18 protein-coding genes and 1 pseudogene are annotated in these 15,944 nt (G+C 58.4%); 10 read left to right on the forward strand and 9 right to left on the reverse strand.

Going from position 1 to position 15,944, the window contains the following annotated elements; all coding sequences use genetic code 11:
• Positions 1-211: pseudogene (locus M0D69_RS28580) on the reverse strand (MFS transporter); the annotation flags it as partial.
• 292 nt (positions 212-503) lie between these two features.
• Between M0D69_RS28580 and M0D69_RS28585 the strand changes: the two are divergent.
• The 4 genes from M0D69_RS28585 to M0D69_RS28600 all read left to right on the forward strand — a co-directional run bounded on the left by M0D69_RS28585 (position 504) and on the right by M0D69_RS28600 (position 4,061).
• Positions 504-1,046 carry a GNAT family N-acetyltransferase gene (locus M0D69_RS28585; RefSeq protein ID WP_301785222.1) on the forward strand — a complete coding sequence of 181 codons (543 nt, stop codon included), beginning with the start codon at positions 504-506 and terminating at the stop codon, positions 1,044-1,046.
• A 358-nt stretch (positions 1,047-1,404) separates the two neighbouring features.
• Positions 1,405-2,601 carry a hypothetical protein gene (locus M0D69_RS28590; RefSeq protein ID WP_301785223.1) on the forward strand — a complete coding sequence of 399 codons (1,197 nt, stop codon included), beginning with the start codon at positions 1,405-1,407 and terminating at the stop codon, positions 2,599-2,601.
• Positions 2,602-3,259: 658 nt separating this feature from the next.
• Entirely contained in the window at positions 3,260-3,592 is a 333-nt protein-coding gene (locus M0D69_RS28595; RefSeq protein ID WP_301785224.1) for a helix-turn-helix transcriptional regulator, read from the forward strand.
• Complete coding sequence (locus M0D69_RS28600; RefSeq protein WP_301785225.1) at positions 3,585-4,061, forward strand: SRPBCC family protein; 477 nt, start codon at positions 3,585-3,587, stop codon at positions 4,059-4,061. Before M0D69_RS28595 ends, M0D69_RS28600 begins: the two co-directional genes overlap by 8 nt.
• 271 nt (positions 4,062-4,332) lie before the next feature.
• Here M0D69_RS28600 and treA read toward each other — a convergent pair whose 3' ends face one another.
• Positions 4,333-6,009 (reverse strand): alpha,alpha-trehalase TreA, encoded by a 1,677-nt coding sequence (treA, locus tag M0D69_RS28605; RefSeq protein ID WP_301785226.1) that lies wholly within the window; start codon positions 6,007-6,009, stop codon positions 4,333-4,335.
• A 233-nt stretch (positions 6,010-6,242) separates the two neighbouring features.
• Here treA and M0D69_RS28610 point away from each other — a divergent pair, with 233 nt between their 5' ends.
• Together M0D69_RS28610 and M0D69_RS28615 are read left to right on the forward strand one after the other, a co-directional pair.
• On the forward strand, positions 6,243-7,106 hold the full coding sequence (locus M0D69_RS28610; RefSeq protein ID WP_301785227.1) for an AraC family transcriptional regulator: 864 nt from the start codon (positions 6,243-6,245) through the stop codon (positions 7,104-7,106).
• A gap of 83 nt (positions 7,107-7,189) precedes the next feature.
• Entirely contained in the window at positions 7,190-7,567 is a 378-nt protein-coding gene (locus M0D69_RS28615; RefSeq protein WP_301785228.1) for a cupin domain-containing protein, read from the forward strand.
• A gap of 284 nt (positions 7,568-7,851) precedes the next feature.
• Here M0D69_RS28615 and M0D69_RS28620 read toward each other — a convergent pair whose 3' ends face one another.
• The 3 genes from M0D69_RS28620 to M0D69_RS28630 all read right to left on the reverse strand — a co-directional run bounded on the left by M0D69_RS28620 (position 7,852) and on the right by M0D69_RS28630 (position 9,601).
• Positions 7,852-8,475 (reverse strand): LysE family translocator, encoded by a 624-nt coding sequence (locus M0D69_RS28620; protein WP_301785229.1) that lies wholly within the window; start codon positions 8,473-8,475, stop codon positions 7,852-7,854.
• Positions 8,476-8,595: 120 nt separating this feature from the next.
• Positions 8,596-8,943: an antibiotic biosynthesis monooxygenase gene (locus M0D69_RS28625; protein ID WP_301785272.1), complete on the reverse strand. Its 348-nt coding sequence runs from the start codon at positions 8,941-8,943 to the stop codon at positions 8,596-8,598.
• 34 nt (positions 8,944-8,977) lie between these two features.
• Positions 8,978-9,601, reverse strand: coding sequence for an FMN-binding negative transcriptional regulator (locus M0D69_RS28630; protein ID WP_301785230.1), 624 nt, complete (start codon positions 9,599-9,601; stop codon positions 8,978-8,980).
• A 101-nt stretch (positions 9,602-9,702) separates the two neighbouring features.
• Between M0D69_RS28630 and M0D69_RS28635 the strand changes: the two genes are divergently transcribed.
• From M0D69_RS28635 to M0D69_RS28645, 3 genes are all read left to right on the forward strand, one after another.
• Positions 9,703-11,175 carry a PLP-dependent aminotransferase family protein gene (locus tag M0D69_RS28635; RefSeq protein WP_301785231.1) on the forward strand — a complete coding sequence of 491 codons (1,473 nt, stop codon included), beginning with the start codon at positions 9,703-9,705 and terminating at the stop codon, positions 11,173-11,175.
• 407 nt (positions 11,176-11,582) lie between these two features.
• Entirely contained in the window at positions 11,583-11,984 is a 402-nt protein-coding gene (locus M0D69_RS28640) for a hypothetical protein (protein ID WP_301785273.1), read from the forward strand.
• Between the two features lie 396 nt (positions 11,985-12,380).
• On the forward strand, positions 12,381-13,070 hold the full coding sequence (locus tag M0D69_RS28645; protein ID WP_301785232.1) for an L-2-amino-thiazoline-4-carboxylic acid hydrolase: 690 nt from the start codon (positions 12,381-12,383) through the stop codon (positions 13,068-13,070).
• 73 nt (positions 13,071-13,143) lie between these two features.
• Here M0D69_RS28645 and M0D69_RS28650 read toward each other — a convergent pair whose 3' ends face one another.
• Complete coding sequence (locus tag M0D69_RS28650; RefSeq protein WP_301785233.1) at positions 13,144-13,596, reverse strand: MarR family winged helix-turn-helix transcriptional regulator; 453 nt, start codon at positions 13,594-13,596, stop codon at positions 13,144-13,146.
• 62 nt (positions 13,597-13,658) lie between these two features.
• On the opposite strand from M0D69_RS28650, the gene M0D69_RS28655 reads away from it, so the two are divergent.
• Entirely contained in the window at positions 13,659-13,952 is a 294-nt protein-coding gene (locus M0D69_RS28655) for a DUF1330 domain-containing protein (RefSeq protein ID WP_301785234.1), read from the forward strand.
• A 433-nt stretch (positions 13,953-14,385) separates the two neighbouring features.
• On the opposite strand, the gene M0D69_RS28660 is transcribed toward M0D69_RS28655, so the two are convergent.
• From M0D69_RS28660 to M0D69_RS28670, 3 genes are all read right to left on the reverse strand, one after another.
• Entirely contained in the window at positions 14,386-14,838 is a 453-nt protein-coding gene (locus tag M0D69_RS28660) for a hypothetical protein (protein WP_047898223.1), read from the reverse strand.
• Between the two features lie 55 nt (positions 14,839-14,893).
• Positions 14,894-15,349, reverse strand: a complete 456-nt coding sequence (locus tag M0D69_RS28665; RefSeq protein WP_301785235.1) for a hypothetical protein — start codon at positions 15,347-15,349, stop codon at positions 14,894-14,896.
• Between the two features lie 136 nt (positions 15,350-15,485).
• Positions 15,486-15,944, reverse strand: a complete 459-nt coding sequence (locus M0D69_RS28670; RefSeq protein ID WP_301785236.1) for a hypothetical protein — start codon at positions 15,942-15,944, stop codon at positions 15,486-15,488.

The raw sequence follows: 15,944 nt of genomic DNA on the forward strand, positions 1-15,944 counted from the left end.
GCCGCATCAGGAAGCCGGCGCCGAACACCGACAGCGCGAGCATCAGCGAGGCGAACTCGTTACCGCTCGGGAAATACGTCTTGGCGATGGCCGAGGCGTAATAGCCATAGACCATGAAGTCGTACATTTCGAGGAAGTTACCGCTGACGACGCGAAACACCGACTTCGCCTTCGACTCGTTCGCGGGCGTTGCATGTGACGGGGTGGACATGGCTATCTCTAAAAACGGTGGCCGCATTCCACTGCTGATGCGCCGTGACTCGACCCGGATGTTGACGACGACCTGGTAGCACTACCCCGGATGCCTGTGTAAGCTTCGCGGTGCTTTAACCGGCGAAAACTGCTCAAAACGATGCGGAAGCGCGCTGGAAAACCGAAAATCAGGGTTAGCCTTAAGAACACCGGAACCATGCACGACGGCAATGTTACAGCGGAAAAGTGAAATTCGCCTATTCGGAACGTCGCGTATATCTGTCTAAAATCATCTTAATTTTGCATTACATATGCCCATCTTCAAGCCTACAGTTTCTGACGCGTCGTGGCCCTTCACGCTGCGGCAGGCGACTTCCGCCGACGCGCCGCTCATCGCCGGAATGCATGCGCAAAGCTGGGCGTCTGCGTATCGCGGAATCTTGCCGGACGATTTTCTCGATCGCGAGATGTCGGCCGAACGTGAAGCGCACTGGCGTAAGCGATTTGAGGAACTGGCGGCGGGCTCAGGCGAGGTATTGATCGCTATACAAGACGATCGGCCGATCGGTTTCGTTTGTCTGATCGCACCCGACGAAAACGGCAGCGTGCTCGTGGACAATCTGCACGCCCTCCCCGGCGCCAAAGGCACCGGCCTGGGCACCGCCATGCTCACCGTCGCCGCGCAATGGGCGCGTGATCGCGGCGCGACCAACATGCATTTGTTTGTACTCGAGCCGAACGTTGCGGCCATCGGCTTCTATGAGTCTCGCGGATGGCGATTGGCCGGTCGCGAAAACGACACGATGGGCGGCATCGATATCATCGCGCTCCGTTATGTCCTGCCGATCGGCTGATGCCCAGGCGTTTGTTTTGCGCTCGGGGATTCGCCGGAGTAATCTCGCTCAACGCCTGTATGCCGGCTGCAAAAAGCGCGCATCGGGACAGTCGGGCGTCGTCCGCTGAAACGTCCATTGTGTCCATGCCAAATCGGCGAATTTTTTTCTATCCGAACGCCCGTTTATCGCGGAACTAAGAAGGCTCTGAGCGACCTCCAAGCTGACGCTGGGTATTATCGTGGGCTGTTCTGTGGCGGGTCCGGGCAAGGTGAATTATTCAACACCTGTGCGGCAACAACCGGGCGACGTCCACACGGCTGCCCCGCTTGTTCGTTCGTTGAGCAGTCCTGATGCCCGCTTTCGGAAATGAGAAAAGATGAATGCTCCTCTGGTCGTTGTACAAGGCGATCTGCTTCTGCCGACGCTGTTCCCGCTGGCCGGTATGCCCAACGCCATTTATGGTGAAGAGTGGACCCTGAGCGGCATGCGTCCCGCTTTGACGGAATACGAAATACCGTTTTACGCGGCTCGTTTCCTCACTGCCTATGTCGGCCCGCTGTCTCTTCGCAACGATCGTTTCCCGTATACACCGGCGAGTCTCTGGGGCAAGTTCAAACGCAACGACGAAATCGTTCACGCCTCGCAAGGCGTTCCCCCGATTCCCGCCAATGCAACACCGCAAGCCGCCGAGCCGGCGCCCTTCGCATTCGAGCCGTTCACCGCGTCCGACGACCATCACGTGAAAGCGCCGGCGGCTAATCACGATCATCGCAAGCAGCTTGCCGGCGGTGCGATTGCGCTCGCGTGCGCTGCGCTTATCGCGTGGGCGTTGTTCGGTACGAAAATCGGCCATCAGGATGCGGAAACGCAAAAAACCAAGCTTGTGCTCAGTGCTACACCGGTGGTCAAACCAATGCCGAATTCTGAAACGGCTCATGCGTCGGGCGCGTCGAACGCAACGGTGGCGGTTGCTTCGGCTTCCTCTGCTTCTGCTCCCTTGGCGGCGACTACGATTGCTGCTTTGCCTGCGGCGCAAAAGCCCGTCGTTGTCAGTCAAGCCAGTGGAAGCAGCAAGCCGCTGGCGAGCACAATCGCCAGCCATGACCAGTCCGCTACGCTCAATACTGCGTCAGACCGCGCAACCAAACCACCGACAATTGCACAAACGGTGGAACGCAATGGCTCGAAAGCCAAAGCAAAAAGCAAGCGCGATGCACATCGGAACGAGGTGGTTCATCGGCAGCATGGCCATGAGTATCAGGGCGCACCGGTTTATCGCAGCGCCGGGCATGAAACGCGGCTCGCATTGCCTGGCCGCCGCACGCTCACACGCGAGCACACACGCGCAAACGCGGGGGATTCATCGCTTAGCGTCACCGATACGCATAGCATGCTTGCGCACTCCGCCGTGCTCGATGACAACAGCGGCGCCTCGCACCAGCCGGTCCGCGCGGCACCCAGAGAACCGGCATCGATCCCGTCACCGCGCTCCAGCGCGAGTGACACACCCAGCTGGAATTCAGACCTGAGCCAACGCCGCGTCACCGACACGCCCTCGCAATTTTCCAAGTGACCGATGCGCCGATAGACGATAACCAGCCTTTGACACCCACTCAATTGAAGGAACACAGAAATCTCCAGACTCCGGCACATTGAGAAATCAAGGACTTGCTAAGGGAGCGCATCGCCACGTAGTAGGCAAAGCGCATCAGCGGCGGCCAGCGCGCGCGGCAGGTAGCCGGAGGCGCCAGCAAGCCATCCCGTTAGGATGATGGCAAAGATCGGAAGTATGGTGCCGGCGAGACGCATAGTGACCTCCCGTAGCGGTGGAACCTAGGCGCATCGACGCTCGTCCCTGACTGGGCGTCATTATCGGAGAAAACTTCGCACGACGCGTGGTGAAGTCGCAAATTGATCGCGCGCTAAGTCGGGGCCACCGACCCTCGGCATTTCTGAGCGAGAAACACTTGTCGGGGTGGTCAATGTGACGCGATGAGGCGCGCCTGCGTGTCGGCCGATGACCGGAACGCTATACCCGTTGGCAACTGACCGTTGTTCTTCATGAACGGAACTAGCAGCATCGAAATTCGACGCAACAAAGCCGCCATTCAAGGCGGCGAGCAAACAGAGTGGCCTCGATTAGTGCGCGCCTTGGCGATCGTCGGGCAGTACTTGACATGCAATGGATTACTTGCCTATTCTTTAGGCAAGTAATTTCTTGCGTGTACCACATGGCAGAGCGCCTCGACACCGACGTGCTGTTCAAGGCACTGGCCGATCCCAGCAGGCGCAGGCTGCTGGACCTGCTACATGCGCACGACGGCCGCACACTCAACGAGCTGTGCGAACACCTGGACATGACGCGGCAGGGCGTGACGCAGCACCTGGACCTGCTGGAGGCGGCGAACCTGGTCGCCACTGTGCGGCGCGGCCGCGAAAAACTGCACTTCCTCAATCCAGTACCGCTACAGGAGGTCTACGAGCGCTGGATTGCCAAGTTCGAGAAGCCGCGCCTCAAGGCGCTCTCAGATCTGAAACAACGCTTGGAGAAAACCGATGACTAGATCGACTTTTGTCTACGTGACCTACATCCGCACCACGCCGGAGAAGCTGTGGTCAGCACTGACCGACGCGGAGTTCATGAAGCAATACTGGTTCGGCAACTACTGCGAAAGCCAGTGGACGGCGGGATCCTCCTGGAAGAATGTGTACCCCGATGGCCGCATCACCGACGTCGGTGAGATCGTCGAGGCCGAGCCGCCACGGCGGTTAGTGATCCGCTGGCAGCATCAGGACAAGCCCGAGCTCAAGGCCGAAGGCGAGTCGCTCTGCACGATGGAACTGGAACCTAGTGGAACGGCGGTCAAGCTCTCCATCACCCACACCATCGAGCGCGAGCCCTCGAAATTCATCGAGGCTGTGTCAGGCGGCTGGCCGAAAGTCATTTCCAACCTCAAGTCCCTGCTGGAGAGCGGCTCCATCGCGCTGCAGGACCCCTACCCCGTTGAGATCGCCCACTCTGGAAAGGAGTAGCCATGGCAAAGGGCAATTTGGGAAACTGTTGGTCTGTTCCAGCTCCGCCTTGGTACTTTGCGATCTAGCCTTCGCCGAAGCGGCCGGTGGCGAACGACAGTCAAGGGTCGCATGCGATGCGACGTTGCCTGCGCCGGATCAGGCAATCAAACGTCGAGTACGCCTTTCAGCAAGCCTTTGCCCCACGTTGTGCAAACCGCACCCTTCTGCTTCAGGAACGGCGGCGCACACATCAGTTGCTAACTGTGTGCGCCCCTTGCCGTATCAGACACTACTCGCCCGGGCTGTACAGATCGAGCAGCTTGAGCGTCACGCCGTTGGTCCACCCGAAGCCGTCCTGCAACGGATATTCGCCTCCACCTCCGCCGCCGGTTCCCGCGCCTTCTACCACGTACTTCTCGACCAGCTTTTTATCGGACGCGTAGACGCCCTTTACGTCCGTCAGAAACCGCGTGCCGACCTGCTGCGCGAGCGCATCCTGTCCGTAACGCGTCAGACCTTCGATCGCGATCCAGTGCAGCGGCGCCCAGCCATTCGGCGCGTCCCATTGCTGTGTCGTGTTGTACGTGGTCGTCACGAGCCCTCCCGGCTGCAGCAACGTCGACTGCACCTGGTGAGCCGTCTTCTGTGCTCGTTCCGGCCATGCTGCACCTACGAATAGCGGATACAGCATCGCCGCCGTCTTGTTGTCCCGCGGCTTCCCGAGCTTCCAGTCGTAGTCCCCGTAATAGCCGTTGGCATTCCACAGGTACCGGTTGATGCCCACCGCACGTTTCACCGCGCGCTCGGCGAACTCGCCCACACAGCGATAATCGTGGCTCTCGCCACAGCCTTGCGCAATGGTCGTTTCCAGGTGAAAGAGGAGGCTGTTCAGATCGACGGGAATAATCGACGTGGTGCGCACCGTCGCGAGCGTCATGTTGTCGCCGAACCAGCGTGAGCTGAAATCCCAACCGCTTTCGGCGGTCGCGCGCAGCTCACGATAAACCTCGCTTGGAGTTCGGCCTGTGGCCTGCTGCGCGGTCTGCACGTCCTCCAGGTACGACTCGTCACGCGGCGTATCGAGCTCATCCCAATAGCGGTTGAGCACCGTATGGTCCGGCATAACCACGACGTTGCGAGTCGCGTCGCCCGGGCGGGTCGAGCCCTCTCCCTGCATCCAGTAGGCGTACTCCTTGCGCAGGGCCGGCAGATATTTCTGATACACCTTGCCACCTTCGACCTTCGCCGCGAGCGTCACCATGTACGAGAAAAACGGCGGCTGCGAACGGTCCAGGTAATACGTGCGATTGCCGTTCGGAATGTGGCCAAATGTATCGATCTCGTACGCAAAGTTGTCGAGCATGTCGTCGACGAGATCCTCTCGGCCGGATTCCTGGAGCCCCAGCATCGTGAAATAGGTGTCCCAATAGTAGCCCTCGCGGAAGCGCCCGCCTGGCACGACATAGGGCTTCGGCAATGGAATCAGAGAGCTGTTCGCCGGCGCGCTCGCCGTGGTCCGGGTGAGCGCGGGCCACAGCCAGTTGATATGCTCGCGCAGCGTCTGATTCGGGGGCGGTGTGATAACCGGCTCGCTTGGCGGTGTAAAGTACTGGTTGACAAAGCTTGCCAGCGAAAAGCCCGGATTGTTCTTTTGCTGTTCATACAGCTGGACGATCGCGGTGGGATCCGCGTTCGGCGTCGCATCGACGAATGTTTTCTGATCCGGATAGATCTGTGCGGTCTGGACCGCTACGAACAGATCGCCGTACAGCTTGTCCGGAGGCGGTGGAAGCGTGCCACCGACCTGGGTGTCTGCGAGGCAGACGTTAGAAAGACAGGTGAGGACAACGAATCCCGAAACGGCCGCCGCCTGCTTCGCGCTTCGTTGCCGAAACGTGCCGGCTGCAGGGCGTGATGAAGTCACGGCGATGGCAATGCTGCAGCGAACTTTCGACGTCACAATCATGTCTCCTCCGAAGGAATGGACAACAGGATTGGTCTCCGGCGCACGCCCTCATTTTTCTCACGATGTTGGGCGAGAGCAGCATGGCATAGAATCGGGCACGGTTCAAATCCTCGCGTAGACGTGATGAAGCAGGCGGCCATGAAGGGACGACCGCGATGTTGTTCCGAACAGCTGAAGTTCAGCCCATTACCGCCCTTCAAACGGTTCCATAGACGTGTGTAAAATCGACTGCAATGTCTCTTTGGAGCAGTCCCATGCTAAGGGTACTTGAACCGGGTGACTACTTCGGCACAACCAGCCTGCAATATGGGGATGACGGCATCTCGGTCGTGGAGACCAGTTTCGCAACTGATCTGGTCATCCCTCAGCACGAACATGTCAATCCGTTTTTCTGTTTCGTACTGGACGGTCGCGGCACACGGTCCTGGCCGGCACGCCGTGGCAAAGACGGACCGATGTCACTGACCCTTTTCCCCGCAGGCGTGCCGCATGCAAATTGCTGGTACGGGGCCGGCGGCAAAGCACTCCATGTTGAGTTTTCGTCTTTGTGGCTACAACGGCTTGGTGGCCGGACCCGGGTTCTCGATCGTCCAGATGACTTTGTCGACGGGGCTCCGGTATCGTTCATGCGGCGCCTCGTCCGCGAGTGCCGTGAACAGGATTCGGCTACCCCACTGGCGATTGAGGGGCTGGTACTGGAACTTCTTGCAGCCTGCGAGCGATCCGTCTGGCGCGCTGCAACGGTAGGCGGTTCACATCGATGGCTCGATCGCGTGGAAGCGTTACTGCACGATCGCTTTCGTGAGGCGCTGACGTTGGATGAAATCGCTTCAGATAGCCATGTTTCCGCAGACCACCTCGCGCGTGAATTCCGTAAGCACTTTGGCCTTACTGTCGGAGAGTACGTGCGCCAGCTTCGGCTCGATTTCGCATGCGCACAATTGACCAGTAGACGCCATTCGCTCGCAGCCATCGCGGAGACCGCCGGTTTCGCCGACCAAAGCCACTTCACGCGAGTCTTTCGACGCAGGATGGGGGTGACGCCAGGCGCATACCGCGCGCAGTTGCTTGAAGATCGCTCCTGTACCAAAGATTGACGGTCCGGTACAAGACCAACGGAGCTGTTACGGCTTAGAGTTGCTCGCACGTTCGACCCGAACTAACTTTCGCGGAGATCGATGTGAGCACCGAAGCCTTTCCGTATCTGACCCGCCTTGACGTCCTCCACGCCTTCGGCGAAATCATCGACGTTCCTGCCCTCGTGGCGGCAAACAGCCATCCCTGGTATAACCAGACGCTATGCCAGGTGAACCAGTCGGTAGTCCGGCTGGGTGTCGTGCAGGGCGAATATCATTGGCACAAGCACGAAGCAGAGGACGAATTCTTTTACGTCGTTAGTGGGCACTTCCTGATTGAGCTTGAACACCGGGTCGTGGATTTGAGGCCGGGACAGGCGTTTGTCGTGCATAAAGGGCTTCTACATCGCCCTCGAGCGCCGGAGAAAACGGTGATCCTGATGGTAGAGGCCGCGGGGATCATTCCCACCGGCGACACGTGATGCCCCGATACTGGTCGCTCATTGTGTGATCGTCTGCAACGAACCAACATGCGGCCGTTCAAAGTGTTCACGCGAATGACGCTTGTGGGTCGCGTGCCGCCGATCACGGACAGGCAGGGGGCGGCCAGGCGCGGCCGCTTCAAGGACCGGCGAATGCGCCGCTCGAACGGCGGCTTCGATTTGGTAGCAGCCAGAGAGCCGACGCACCCGACTTGACCAAATCCCGTTCAAGCTCATTTGGATGGCTGTTCAAATGACTCTTTGATCTGACTCCTCCATTCGTCTCAGACGGAGGGTGCTCGGCGCGCCAGCGCAAGATAGGCGCCTAAACTCACCATGACAATGCCGGACGTGCGGGTGAGCAAGCGCGCGCGAGCAGCACGCGCGGTGCTGGATTTAAGCAACCGGGCAGCGGCGAACACGGCAATGACGTCGACGAGCGTATTCAACACGACACAGATGCTGCCAAGCAGCGCCAGTTGCGCAACCAGTGGCTCAGTTGGTGAGGCGAACTGCGGCAGGAAAGCCAGGAAGAAGAGTGCTGTCTTCACATTCAGTGCTTCGACGACGATTCCCTCGCAGAGCGCACGGCGCGCACCTTGTGACGCAACGGGTTCCACCGTGAGCGGCTGGTCCTTGTGCAGCAGCATGCTGACACCCAGATAAACCAGGTAAGCCGCACCGATGTACTTCACCAGACTGAAGAGCATTGCAGACCGGGCAATCAGCAAAGACAGTCCGAGCGCTGCCGCAAGTACATGAAGCAAACCGCCCATCCCCGTGCCGAAGCACGAGGCCAGGCCTTCCGTGCGGCCGCCGGCGACCGTGCGGGCGACGACATAGGCAATCCCTGGACCAGGAGTGATGGCAAGAACGATGGCAGCGATCAGGAATGGAATGAGTGACATGATGTGCAGATTGTGAAGATCAATGATGAGTAGAAGCGTTGGCGAGATTGTGAAGTTGGGTGCTCGATTCGCGAACTGCGAAAGCAGGGCCGACTGGCCGACGTCAGCGCGCAACTATCCCTATTCAATTCCGCCGCATGCGGATGAGTGCCAAGGCACGAGCGGATGCGGGATGCCGCCGTCGCCATAGCAGCCGATCACTTGCGCAATGACGACCTGATAGCCCTTGAGCCAGCGCGCTTGCTGTTCCTTTGCTGCGAGGTGTTTCGGGTGACTCATCAGGGTCTTGAGCGCATCGAATGTTTCCCAGTAGTACACGGTCGAGATGAGTCCGGTCGACGCGTTTTTCCAGGTTTCTTCGCCGAGGTATCCGGGAATCGATTTGACGATCACCGCGATCTCGTTGTCCAGCTCATGAAACGTTTCGTCGAGCGCGCCTGCTACGAAAGTGAAGGTGGCTGTGTAGATGATGTCGTGGGGAGTTGACATGCTCGCTCGTGGCTTACCCTGCGTTGTACATTGAACGCGCCATTTCGTTCTGCCCGCGCGCGCCCAGCGTGTCGGCGGCAGTGTGACGATCGCTCGCGTCCTTATTCTGGCTGAGCTTCGACTTGCCCATCATCGACGTAACGGCGATCTCGATCCCCACGATATTGCGCAGCAAGCGGTCGATGAATTCGGGTGCAGAATCTCCTATCTTCCATGGCTTGGGTTCATTCGCCTCGTGCCGCCGGGTTAGGCGCGCGACCATGCCGCGTACGAAACTTTCATCGTCGCGCACGGTGAGATTGCCGTAGGCGTGAACCACCTCATAGTTCCACGTCGGTACCTGTCGGTGCATCCCATGTTTGCTCGGATACCAGTTGGGCGAGATATAGGCGTCCGCCCCACGAAAGATCACCATGACTGGCGTACCCGTCGGACACCGCTGCCATACGTCGTTTGCACGGGCGACATGGGCCGTCAGCAGACCGTGCTCTCCGTGGGCCGGATCGAATTCGAACGGAATGTGATTAGCGTCCAGCCCCGAGCGCGTATGCGTGACGAGCGTGCCGAGCGGGTGCGCCTGGATGATGCGCTGCATTTCCTCGGCGCGGGTTTCGGCAAAGTGCGGTGGAATATACATCGTCCTTCCCTGAAGCGAAGTTGAGTAAAGGTCCCCACTTTCGCGCGAAACAGGCACAATGAGAAGATCCAGTTTTCGTCATTTTACGTGGACCAGTTCCCATGTCATCAGACCGGGATGCCTCTGGGACGGGGCGCCGCATTTACGAGCTATTGCGCGCACAGATGGCCGACGGAACGCTTCCTGCAGGCGCGCGAGCACCATCCACGCGTGCTCTTGCGGCCGATCTGGGTGTATCGCGTACCACCGTCACATCGGCTTATGAACAGCTCGCGGCCGAAGGTTTTATCGTCACTGCTGCGGGGCGAGTGCCGCGGGTCGCCAATCCGCCGGTTGCGCTTGCGGCATCGAGTCCGCCTCGGTCCGCCGGGCCGGTGCCCTTTCTCTCCACATACGGTCGCCGCGTGGCGGAAATTGCGCCGCCTTCACTGCCTCGGGCCGGAACGGGGCGCATCGACTTCCTGTATGGAGCACTGGCCGCTCGCGACTTTCCTGTGTTGCTATGGCGGCGTGCGTACCAGGCCGAACTGCTGCGCCAACAGGATAGGCTCTACTACGTCGCGCCCGAAGGCGACCCGTCGTTGCGGCGCGCACTCCAAACCTATGTGCGACGAGCCCGCGGGCTTGTCTGCGACGCAGAACAGATTCTCGTGGTGAACGGCACACAGCAGGCCATAGACCTGTGCGCGCGCCTGCTGCTCGATCCCGGCGATGCCTTCCTGTTCGAGGATCCTGGGTATCTGATCGCGCGCCACTGCTTCGAGGCTGCGGGAGGCCGGCTCTTGCCCGCCGTAGTGGATGAGCACGGTCTGGACACTCGGCGCATGCCACGGAATTGTCGCGCTCGTCTGGTGTACGTGACGCCTTCGCACCAGTTTCCTATGGGCGGCGTGCTACCCATCGGGCGACGCCTTGAACTGCTCCAGTGGGCGCAACAGCATGGCGCCTGGGTAGTCGAAGACGACTACGACGGAGAGTTTCGCTACGGCCAGCGCCCGATCGACGCACTGCAGTCGATCGACTCCAATGGCCGCGTGATTTACGTCGGTACGTTCTCCAAAGCGCTGTCGCCGCACCTTCGACTTGGCTACCTAATCTTGCCCGTCGAACTGGTGCCGGTCTTCCGACAGGCCAAGCGACTAAGTGATCGTCACGCGCCGATACTCGAACAGCGCGTCCTGGCCTCCCTGATCGAGAGCGGCGCTTATGAGCGCCATGTGCGACGAGTACGGCGCGAGTACGAGCGCCGTCGTGCGGCGCTGCTCGATGCTATCGCACAGCACTTGCCTGCCAGCACCCAGGTCACCGGCACAGCGGCCGGGCTGCATGTGTTGTTGTGGTTGCCGTTCCTGCGTTGGGAGGACGAGCCCGCCCTGGTGGTGGCCGCCAACGACAGTGGCGTGGGAATCTACCCAGTGTCGCCGCTGTTTGCCCAGCCGCGGCCGTCTGCTCAGACTCGAGCCGCGGGGTTAATCCTGGGTTATGCCAGTCTGACGGTCGACGAGATTCAGAAAGGGATTAGGATGCTGGCCGCAGTGATTGCAGAATTTCGATCGGAGTCAGTCGATCTGTGACGCAGGCCAGTCGCGAATGCAAGCCTTAGTCACGCAACCACCGTATCGTATGGACGATCCGACATTGGGTGGCGGGTCCGATCAATTACCGGTCATCGAGCGAACGCTCTTACGACAGGCGGTAATGGGTCGAGTCCGGAACCTGAGTTCGTGTGGAGCGTTCGTTCGAAGCCGTCATCGGTGGCGCCGCACCGATAAACGCGGGGGGCGGATTTTGGTCACGGTTGAAACGGCGACCGTCCAATCGCGGTGTAGTATTTCACCATGACCACGTTATTATCCGGCGTCGACGGTGTGCAGATTTAACGCATCCACGACAAGGACAACAAACTGGTTAAATGGCTGGAAGCTGCTCCGGCGATACCTATGGTGCGCCGGCCGTTAAAACGGCATTGATCGGATACGTCATGTCAGCTGAGTGGAAGCGCCGCTTCCTGCTGTTTATCCAGCGTTTCTGGCAGCCGACCAGTGCGTGCATGACCTGCATGCCGGGGAGTTGGGGCAATATTATGAGCCTTGGCCACTGGACGATTGCATTCCATACAGGTCTGCTCACCGGGCTCCTGGCTGTACTTTTGACTTTCACGCCTGCGGCGAAGCTCTACGCGAATCGATACGGCAATTCGCTGGTCGTCGGCATCTTGACAACGGTAGGCGACGCCTATTCTCATGCGAGTCACTATCGCATCCCCTACGTCGAGCACATCGTAACGGGTGCTATTGCAGGTCTCTTGGCGCTGGCTGCCTCATATCTCTTCGAAGACCACGCGCGACGCCTTCGGACAGCATGGGTTCGGGTTTTCGGATAACTTATCCGTTGACCCTTTGCGCCCCTCGTCAAGCCGAAAGAGGCTCTCCGGTTTGGCCGCGCATCATTGCCGGAAAACCTTTTGAATGTCCGATATCGATCATCACGACTGTCTCATGTGGGTCAACCAGGGCCGGTCGCCGTCGGCCCGGGCTCGGCCATGAACGGTCGGTCGACACGGACGCCTGGATCGTTGGCAATCGACGTGTGAATGGCAAACAATTTTCTTCGTGGATTGAATTGCAGACCTTAACGTGTGGGAAAATATAAATGCCTCTGATCGACGATTTTCTGCCTCATTATGATTTCCGCGAGCTGTTTACGCCGACTGAAAATTGAGCTGGGTAATCAACCTATCCTGCTAGTTTTTCAGGCAGGGCTTTTGGAGATGTGCCCCATGACTGAAAGTGTCCATCCCTTTTACGAGTCAAATCGCAGCGCCATGGAGGCCAGCATGCGCCATCGCCTCGATTTGGCCGAGACGATCTTGCGCGAGTGCGCGCACCTTTCCGACATCGAAGGCATCAAGCATGAGGTGATGGCTGAATTCGATTTGGTGCTCACCCAGTTGCCCTATGTCGGCGGCTCGGAAAATCGCATGAGCAACTTCTTCATGCGCCTCATTGGCTTCCTGGCCATCAGCCGGGTGCTCCAACGGCATGGGGTGCCGCTGGCGATGATTAACGACATCACGCGAGAAACCTTGAAGTCGCAAGGGCTCGCTGTGCCCGAAGCAGAGCGCCTCGCTGCAGGTCTCCAATTTTTGTCGCCAGAGAACCGAGCCCTGCTGAGCAAGCAGGCCGTCATGAGCATGACAGAAGGCCACCGGAAAGCGTTCCCGGACGATTTTGCATACGAGTTTGTTGAGTCGAGCCCAGGTGACAATTTCGAATTCGGTATCAACTACACGGCTTGCGGTTTCTGCAAGTTCGCCGCTCGCCATGGCGACAAGGAAATCCTGCCCAGCATCTGTGGGCTCGATTTCGACGACTATGCGACGCGGGGCATCCACCTAGAAAGGACGCAAACATTGGCAGGTGGTGCGAGCCATTGCAATTTTCGGTTCTCAAGACTGAAGCCTGAATAGGACTTACGGCTGGATGGTCGCAACAGGTTTCTGATGTGATTTCGAGCTTTGTCCCACAAAGCTCATAATATGTTCACGAGGATTCTGCGGCCTTGGCCAGCTTCGCCATTGCCTGCCTTGCCGAACGAAGTTTTTCATCACCCATGCGACGGGCGAGTTCCGCCTTGGCCGAATTCCACACCGGGAACGCATCGACCACGAGTCGACGTCCAGATGTCGTCAGAGCTAGCCGCTTTCCAGCGCGCCCACGTCCGCCTTCAGCGCGGATTAAATCCCGGCTCTCCAGATTCTGAACATTTCGGCTGAGGGTAGTCGGATCGACACCGGCCCTATCCGCAAGATCGACGAGCGTCGCCCCTTCGGCCGCACCGATCCCAACCAAGAGGCTGAATTGCTCGGCCGTCAGCCCGAGGGGCTTGAAGCAGGCATTGTAATATCGCGTCAGTGCACGCGCCGTTGCACGGGCCTGGAAGCCCGGACACTCCGCTGCGACGCCCTTCAAAGACTCCGGATCAAAACCGTTCACGTCTACCTCGTTGACAACCCCATCCTCGCATAATAATGTATATGCATTATTGAGGGGACACAGTGCCAGCATACGTACACGTCAATCTACGCGTCATCGACTCCGCCAAGCAGGCCGCGCTCGCTCCACGCTTTCAGGCGGCGCTAAAAGAGGCGGGCGGGAAGATTCTACATTTCGGTCCTGTTGCGCAGATTCTAGAGGGGGATGAGGTGCCGCTGCCGATGGCCGGCGTGTTTGAGTTTCCGACTCTCGCCCAAGCGCTAGCCTTCTACAATTCCGAGAGGTATGCACCGATCAAGGCCGAACGTCGGGAAGCCCAGCAAGCGCGGATGTTCATCGTCGAAATGCACTCGTGAGTGACCGCTTGCGGAAGGCGTGACGGTCCGTAATGGGTCGGCTTCTGCCGGACGCTGACCGGTCAATGGCGGCACACTCCGCCAGTTCAACGTCGGACCGGCAAGCGTCGGCCAGAAGCGGTCAGTGGACGGAGGCATCTAATTTTTTGACAATTCCCGTTCATCTAGATAGTCGGTCAGCACGGGCACAAGGCTCTGACTGCCAAAGCTGACCGGTGCAACCAACCTGACCCGACCGCGTGGGCCTTGCACCACTCTCCGTTGGGCAAAAGCTCTTCAAGCGTCTCCTGATACTCTACTGCGTCAGAACTTCTGCTCCAACTGGTTGTTGAAGTGCGGCCCGTTCGTCCATCTGAAAGCCGGTCCATCTTTGAGAGGTAGATCGCTAGTGCTGTCTACCGGCATGTGGTGTGGATCCTTACCGTCATCCGCCTCACAAAACAAGTTTCGTCATGTCGGCAAGTTCATCGTCCCACCACCCGAGCTTAAAGGCGGTAGCTGTCAGTGCGTCAAAATCGTCGCTCCTGAATCCCGACAGGCTCACGCCGAGGTTTTTGAACACGATGAATCCATCACCTTCAAATGCGTCCGAGTCTAACTGTCTCAACTGCCCGATGGTTTTCGCATGCGGTTGCTGGAAAACTTGAACGCCCTTGAGAGTCAATTGTGCGTACGAAGACGGGAATCCGACCTCGGCAACACCATCATCCGCTCGATCATAAGTGACCAGGCTGGCATCACGAACTTCGGTTTTATTGCCAAGAAAATTCTTTGACTTGCGCGCTGGCGCTCCCCAAAGAGACTCCACATCGTCGGCGGACATGCCGAACTTGACGGAGTCCACTCCGACTTGTGGAAATATCTCGTACATCTTCTTGCGATCCACGATTCGTACCCACGCTGTCGGGCCACCGTTCTAATGCGCATCCCGCTAGAACGGCCTACAGCTTTGCCGGCTTCAGACGAGCATCATTTTCGTCCCAGATTCCCTTCGCAAATACCGTGACAGCCCGATCGTCCTGCTCCGCTACCAGGAAACCGTCCAATGCTATTCCAAATTTGAAAAGCACCGTAAATCCTACGTCCTCACGTGGTGCCCCGTCAGCCCGGCATAGATCGCGATAAACATCCGGCCCGGCCCGATCAAACAGTCGAACACCAGCGACCTCTGCCTCGCTTTGCTCACTGCCAAACCCGATCTCTACCACCAATCCAGCATCGTGCGACAGCGTGATAGTGAGGTCTTCCGCGAGCCAGCGATCAGTTACCTTTGGACCGAATCGACTTTTTCTCGAACTGTCTGGAGGTCCGAACAGCACATGCAGTTGCGTGCGAGTCATACCCAGCGCGACCGGACCTGCACTGACATCTGGGATAATGATGAATGGTGAGAACATTGATTATCCGAGTGGTATCGAGCCGCTGCGCTCAAGGCATCGAAATTTGTCGTGCTCACTCTCGCGCGGCACATGGATATACCATCATGCCTTTCCCTTTACACTTGAGGCCAATCAAGCGCATACACAATGGAAATCAGGCCAGCTTCGTAATCCTATTCATTTTTTTTATTAACGAATCCCATCGCCCCTGCTGAAAGACGGTGGCCGTTTTATCGGACTCGTCAGCATGAAGGAACCCGGAGAGACTTATGCCAAGTGTAGGGAAAACAAAAAAGCCCTTGCCTTCATAGGCCTCGCCTGCGAGCACCAAGAGGGCATCAATCACCTGTCGGCTATCTTGCGAAAATAGATGGATACTGTTCAAAAACACGCCACTTAATTGCCTCGAGAAGCCAATTTCAACCACTGTCTGGTTGTCACTCGAATAGCTGACAGTGGCCGCGCCCCAAGAATCAATGGTCTCACCCGTGAAATTCTTCAAAGTATGGGCCGGACTGCCGAACTGTGCAGCAACCTCCGCAGCAGACATCCCGAACTTAACGGCGTCCAAACCCTGAAGCGGAAATATTTGGTATGGTCGTTTCAGATCCAT

The organism is Caballeronia sp. SEWSISQ10-4 2 (genome assembly GCF_030464885.1).
Classification (GTDB): domain Bacteria; phylum Pseudomonadota; class Gammaproteobacteria; order Burkholderiales; family Burkholderiaceae; genus Caballeronia.

Coding starts and splice junctions, on each gene's coding strand:
- M0D69_RS28585 (WP_301785222.1), top strand. CDS start 504: ATGCCCATCTTCAAGCCTACAGTTTCTGACGCGTCGTGGCCCTTCACG.
- M0D69_RS28590 (WP_301785223.1), top strand. CDS start 1,405: ATGAATGCTCCTCTGGTCGTTGTACAAGGCGATCTGCTTCTGCCGACG.
- M0D69_RS28595 (WP_301785224.1), top strand. CDS start 3,260: ATGGCAGAGCGCCTCGACACCGACGTGCTGTTCAAGGCACTGGCCGAT.
- M0D69_RS28600 (WP_301785225.1), top strand. CDS start 3,585: ATGACTAGATCGACTTTTGTCTACGTGACCTACATCCGCACCACGCCG.
- treA (WP_301785226.1), bottom strand. CDS start 6,009: ATGATTGTGACGTCGAAAGTTCGCTGCAGCATTGCCATCGCCGTGACT.
- M0D69_RS28610 (WP_301785227.1), top strand. CDS start 6,243: ATGTCTCTTTGGAGCAGTCCCATGCTAAGGGTACTTGAACCGGGTGAC.
- M0D69_RS28620 (WP_301785229.1), bottom strand. CDS start 8,475: ATGTCACTCATTCCATTCCTGATCGCTGCCATCGTTCTTGCCATCACT.
- M0D69_RS28630 (WP_301785230.1), bottom strand. CDS start 9,601: ATGTATATTCCACCGCACTTTGCCGAAACCCGCGCCGAGGAAATGCAG.
- M0D69_RS28635 (WP_301785231.1), top strand. CDS start 9,703: ATGTCATCAGACCGGGATGCCTCTGGGACGGGGCGCCGCATTTACGAG.
- M0D69_RS28640 (WP_301785273.1), top strand. CDS start 11,583: ATGTCAGCTGAGTGGAAGCGCCGCTTCCTGCTGTTTATCCAGCGTTTC.
- M0D69_RS28645 (WP_301785232.1), top strand. CDS start 12,381: ATGACTGAAAGTGTCCATCCCTTTTACGAGTCAAATCGCAGCGCCATG.
- M0D69_RS28665 (WP_301785235.1), bottom strand. CDS start 15,349: ATGTTCTCACCATTCATCATTATCCCAGATGTCAGTGCAGGTCCGGTC.
- M0D69_RS28670 (WP_301785236.1), bottom strand. CDS start 15,944: ATGGATCTGAAACGACCATACCAAATATTTCCGCTTCAGGGTTTGGAC.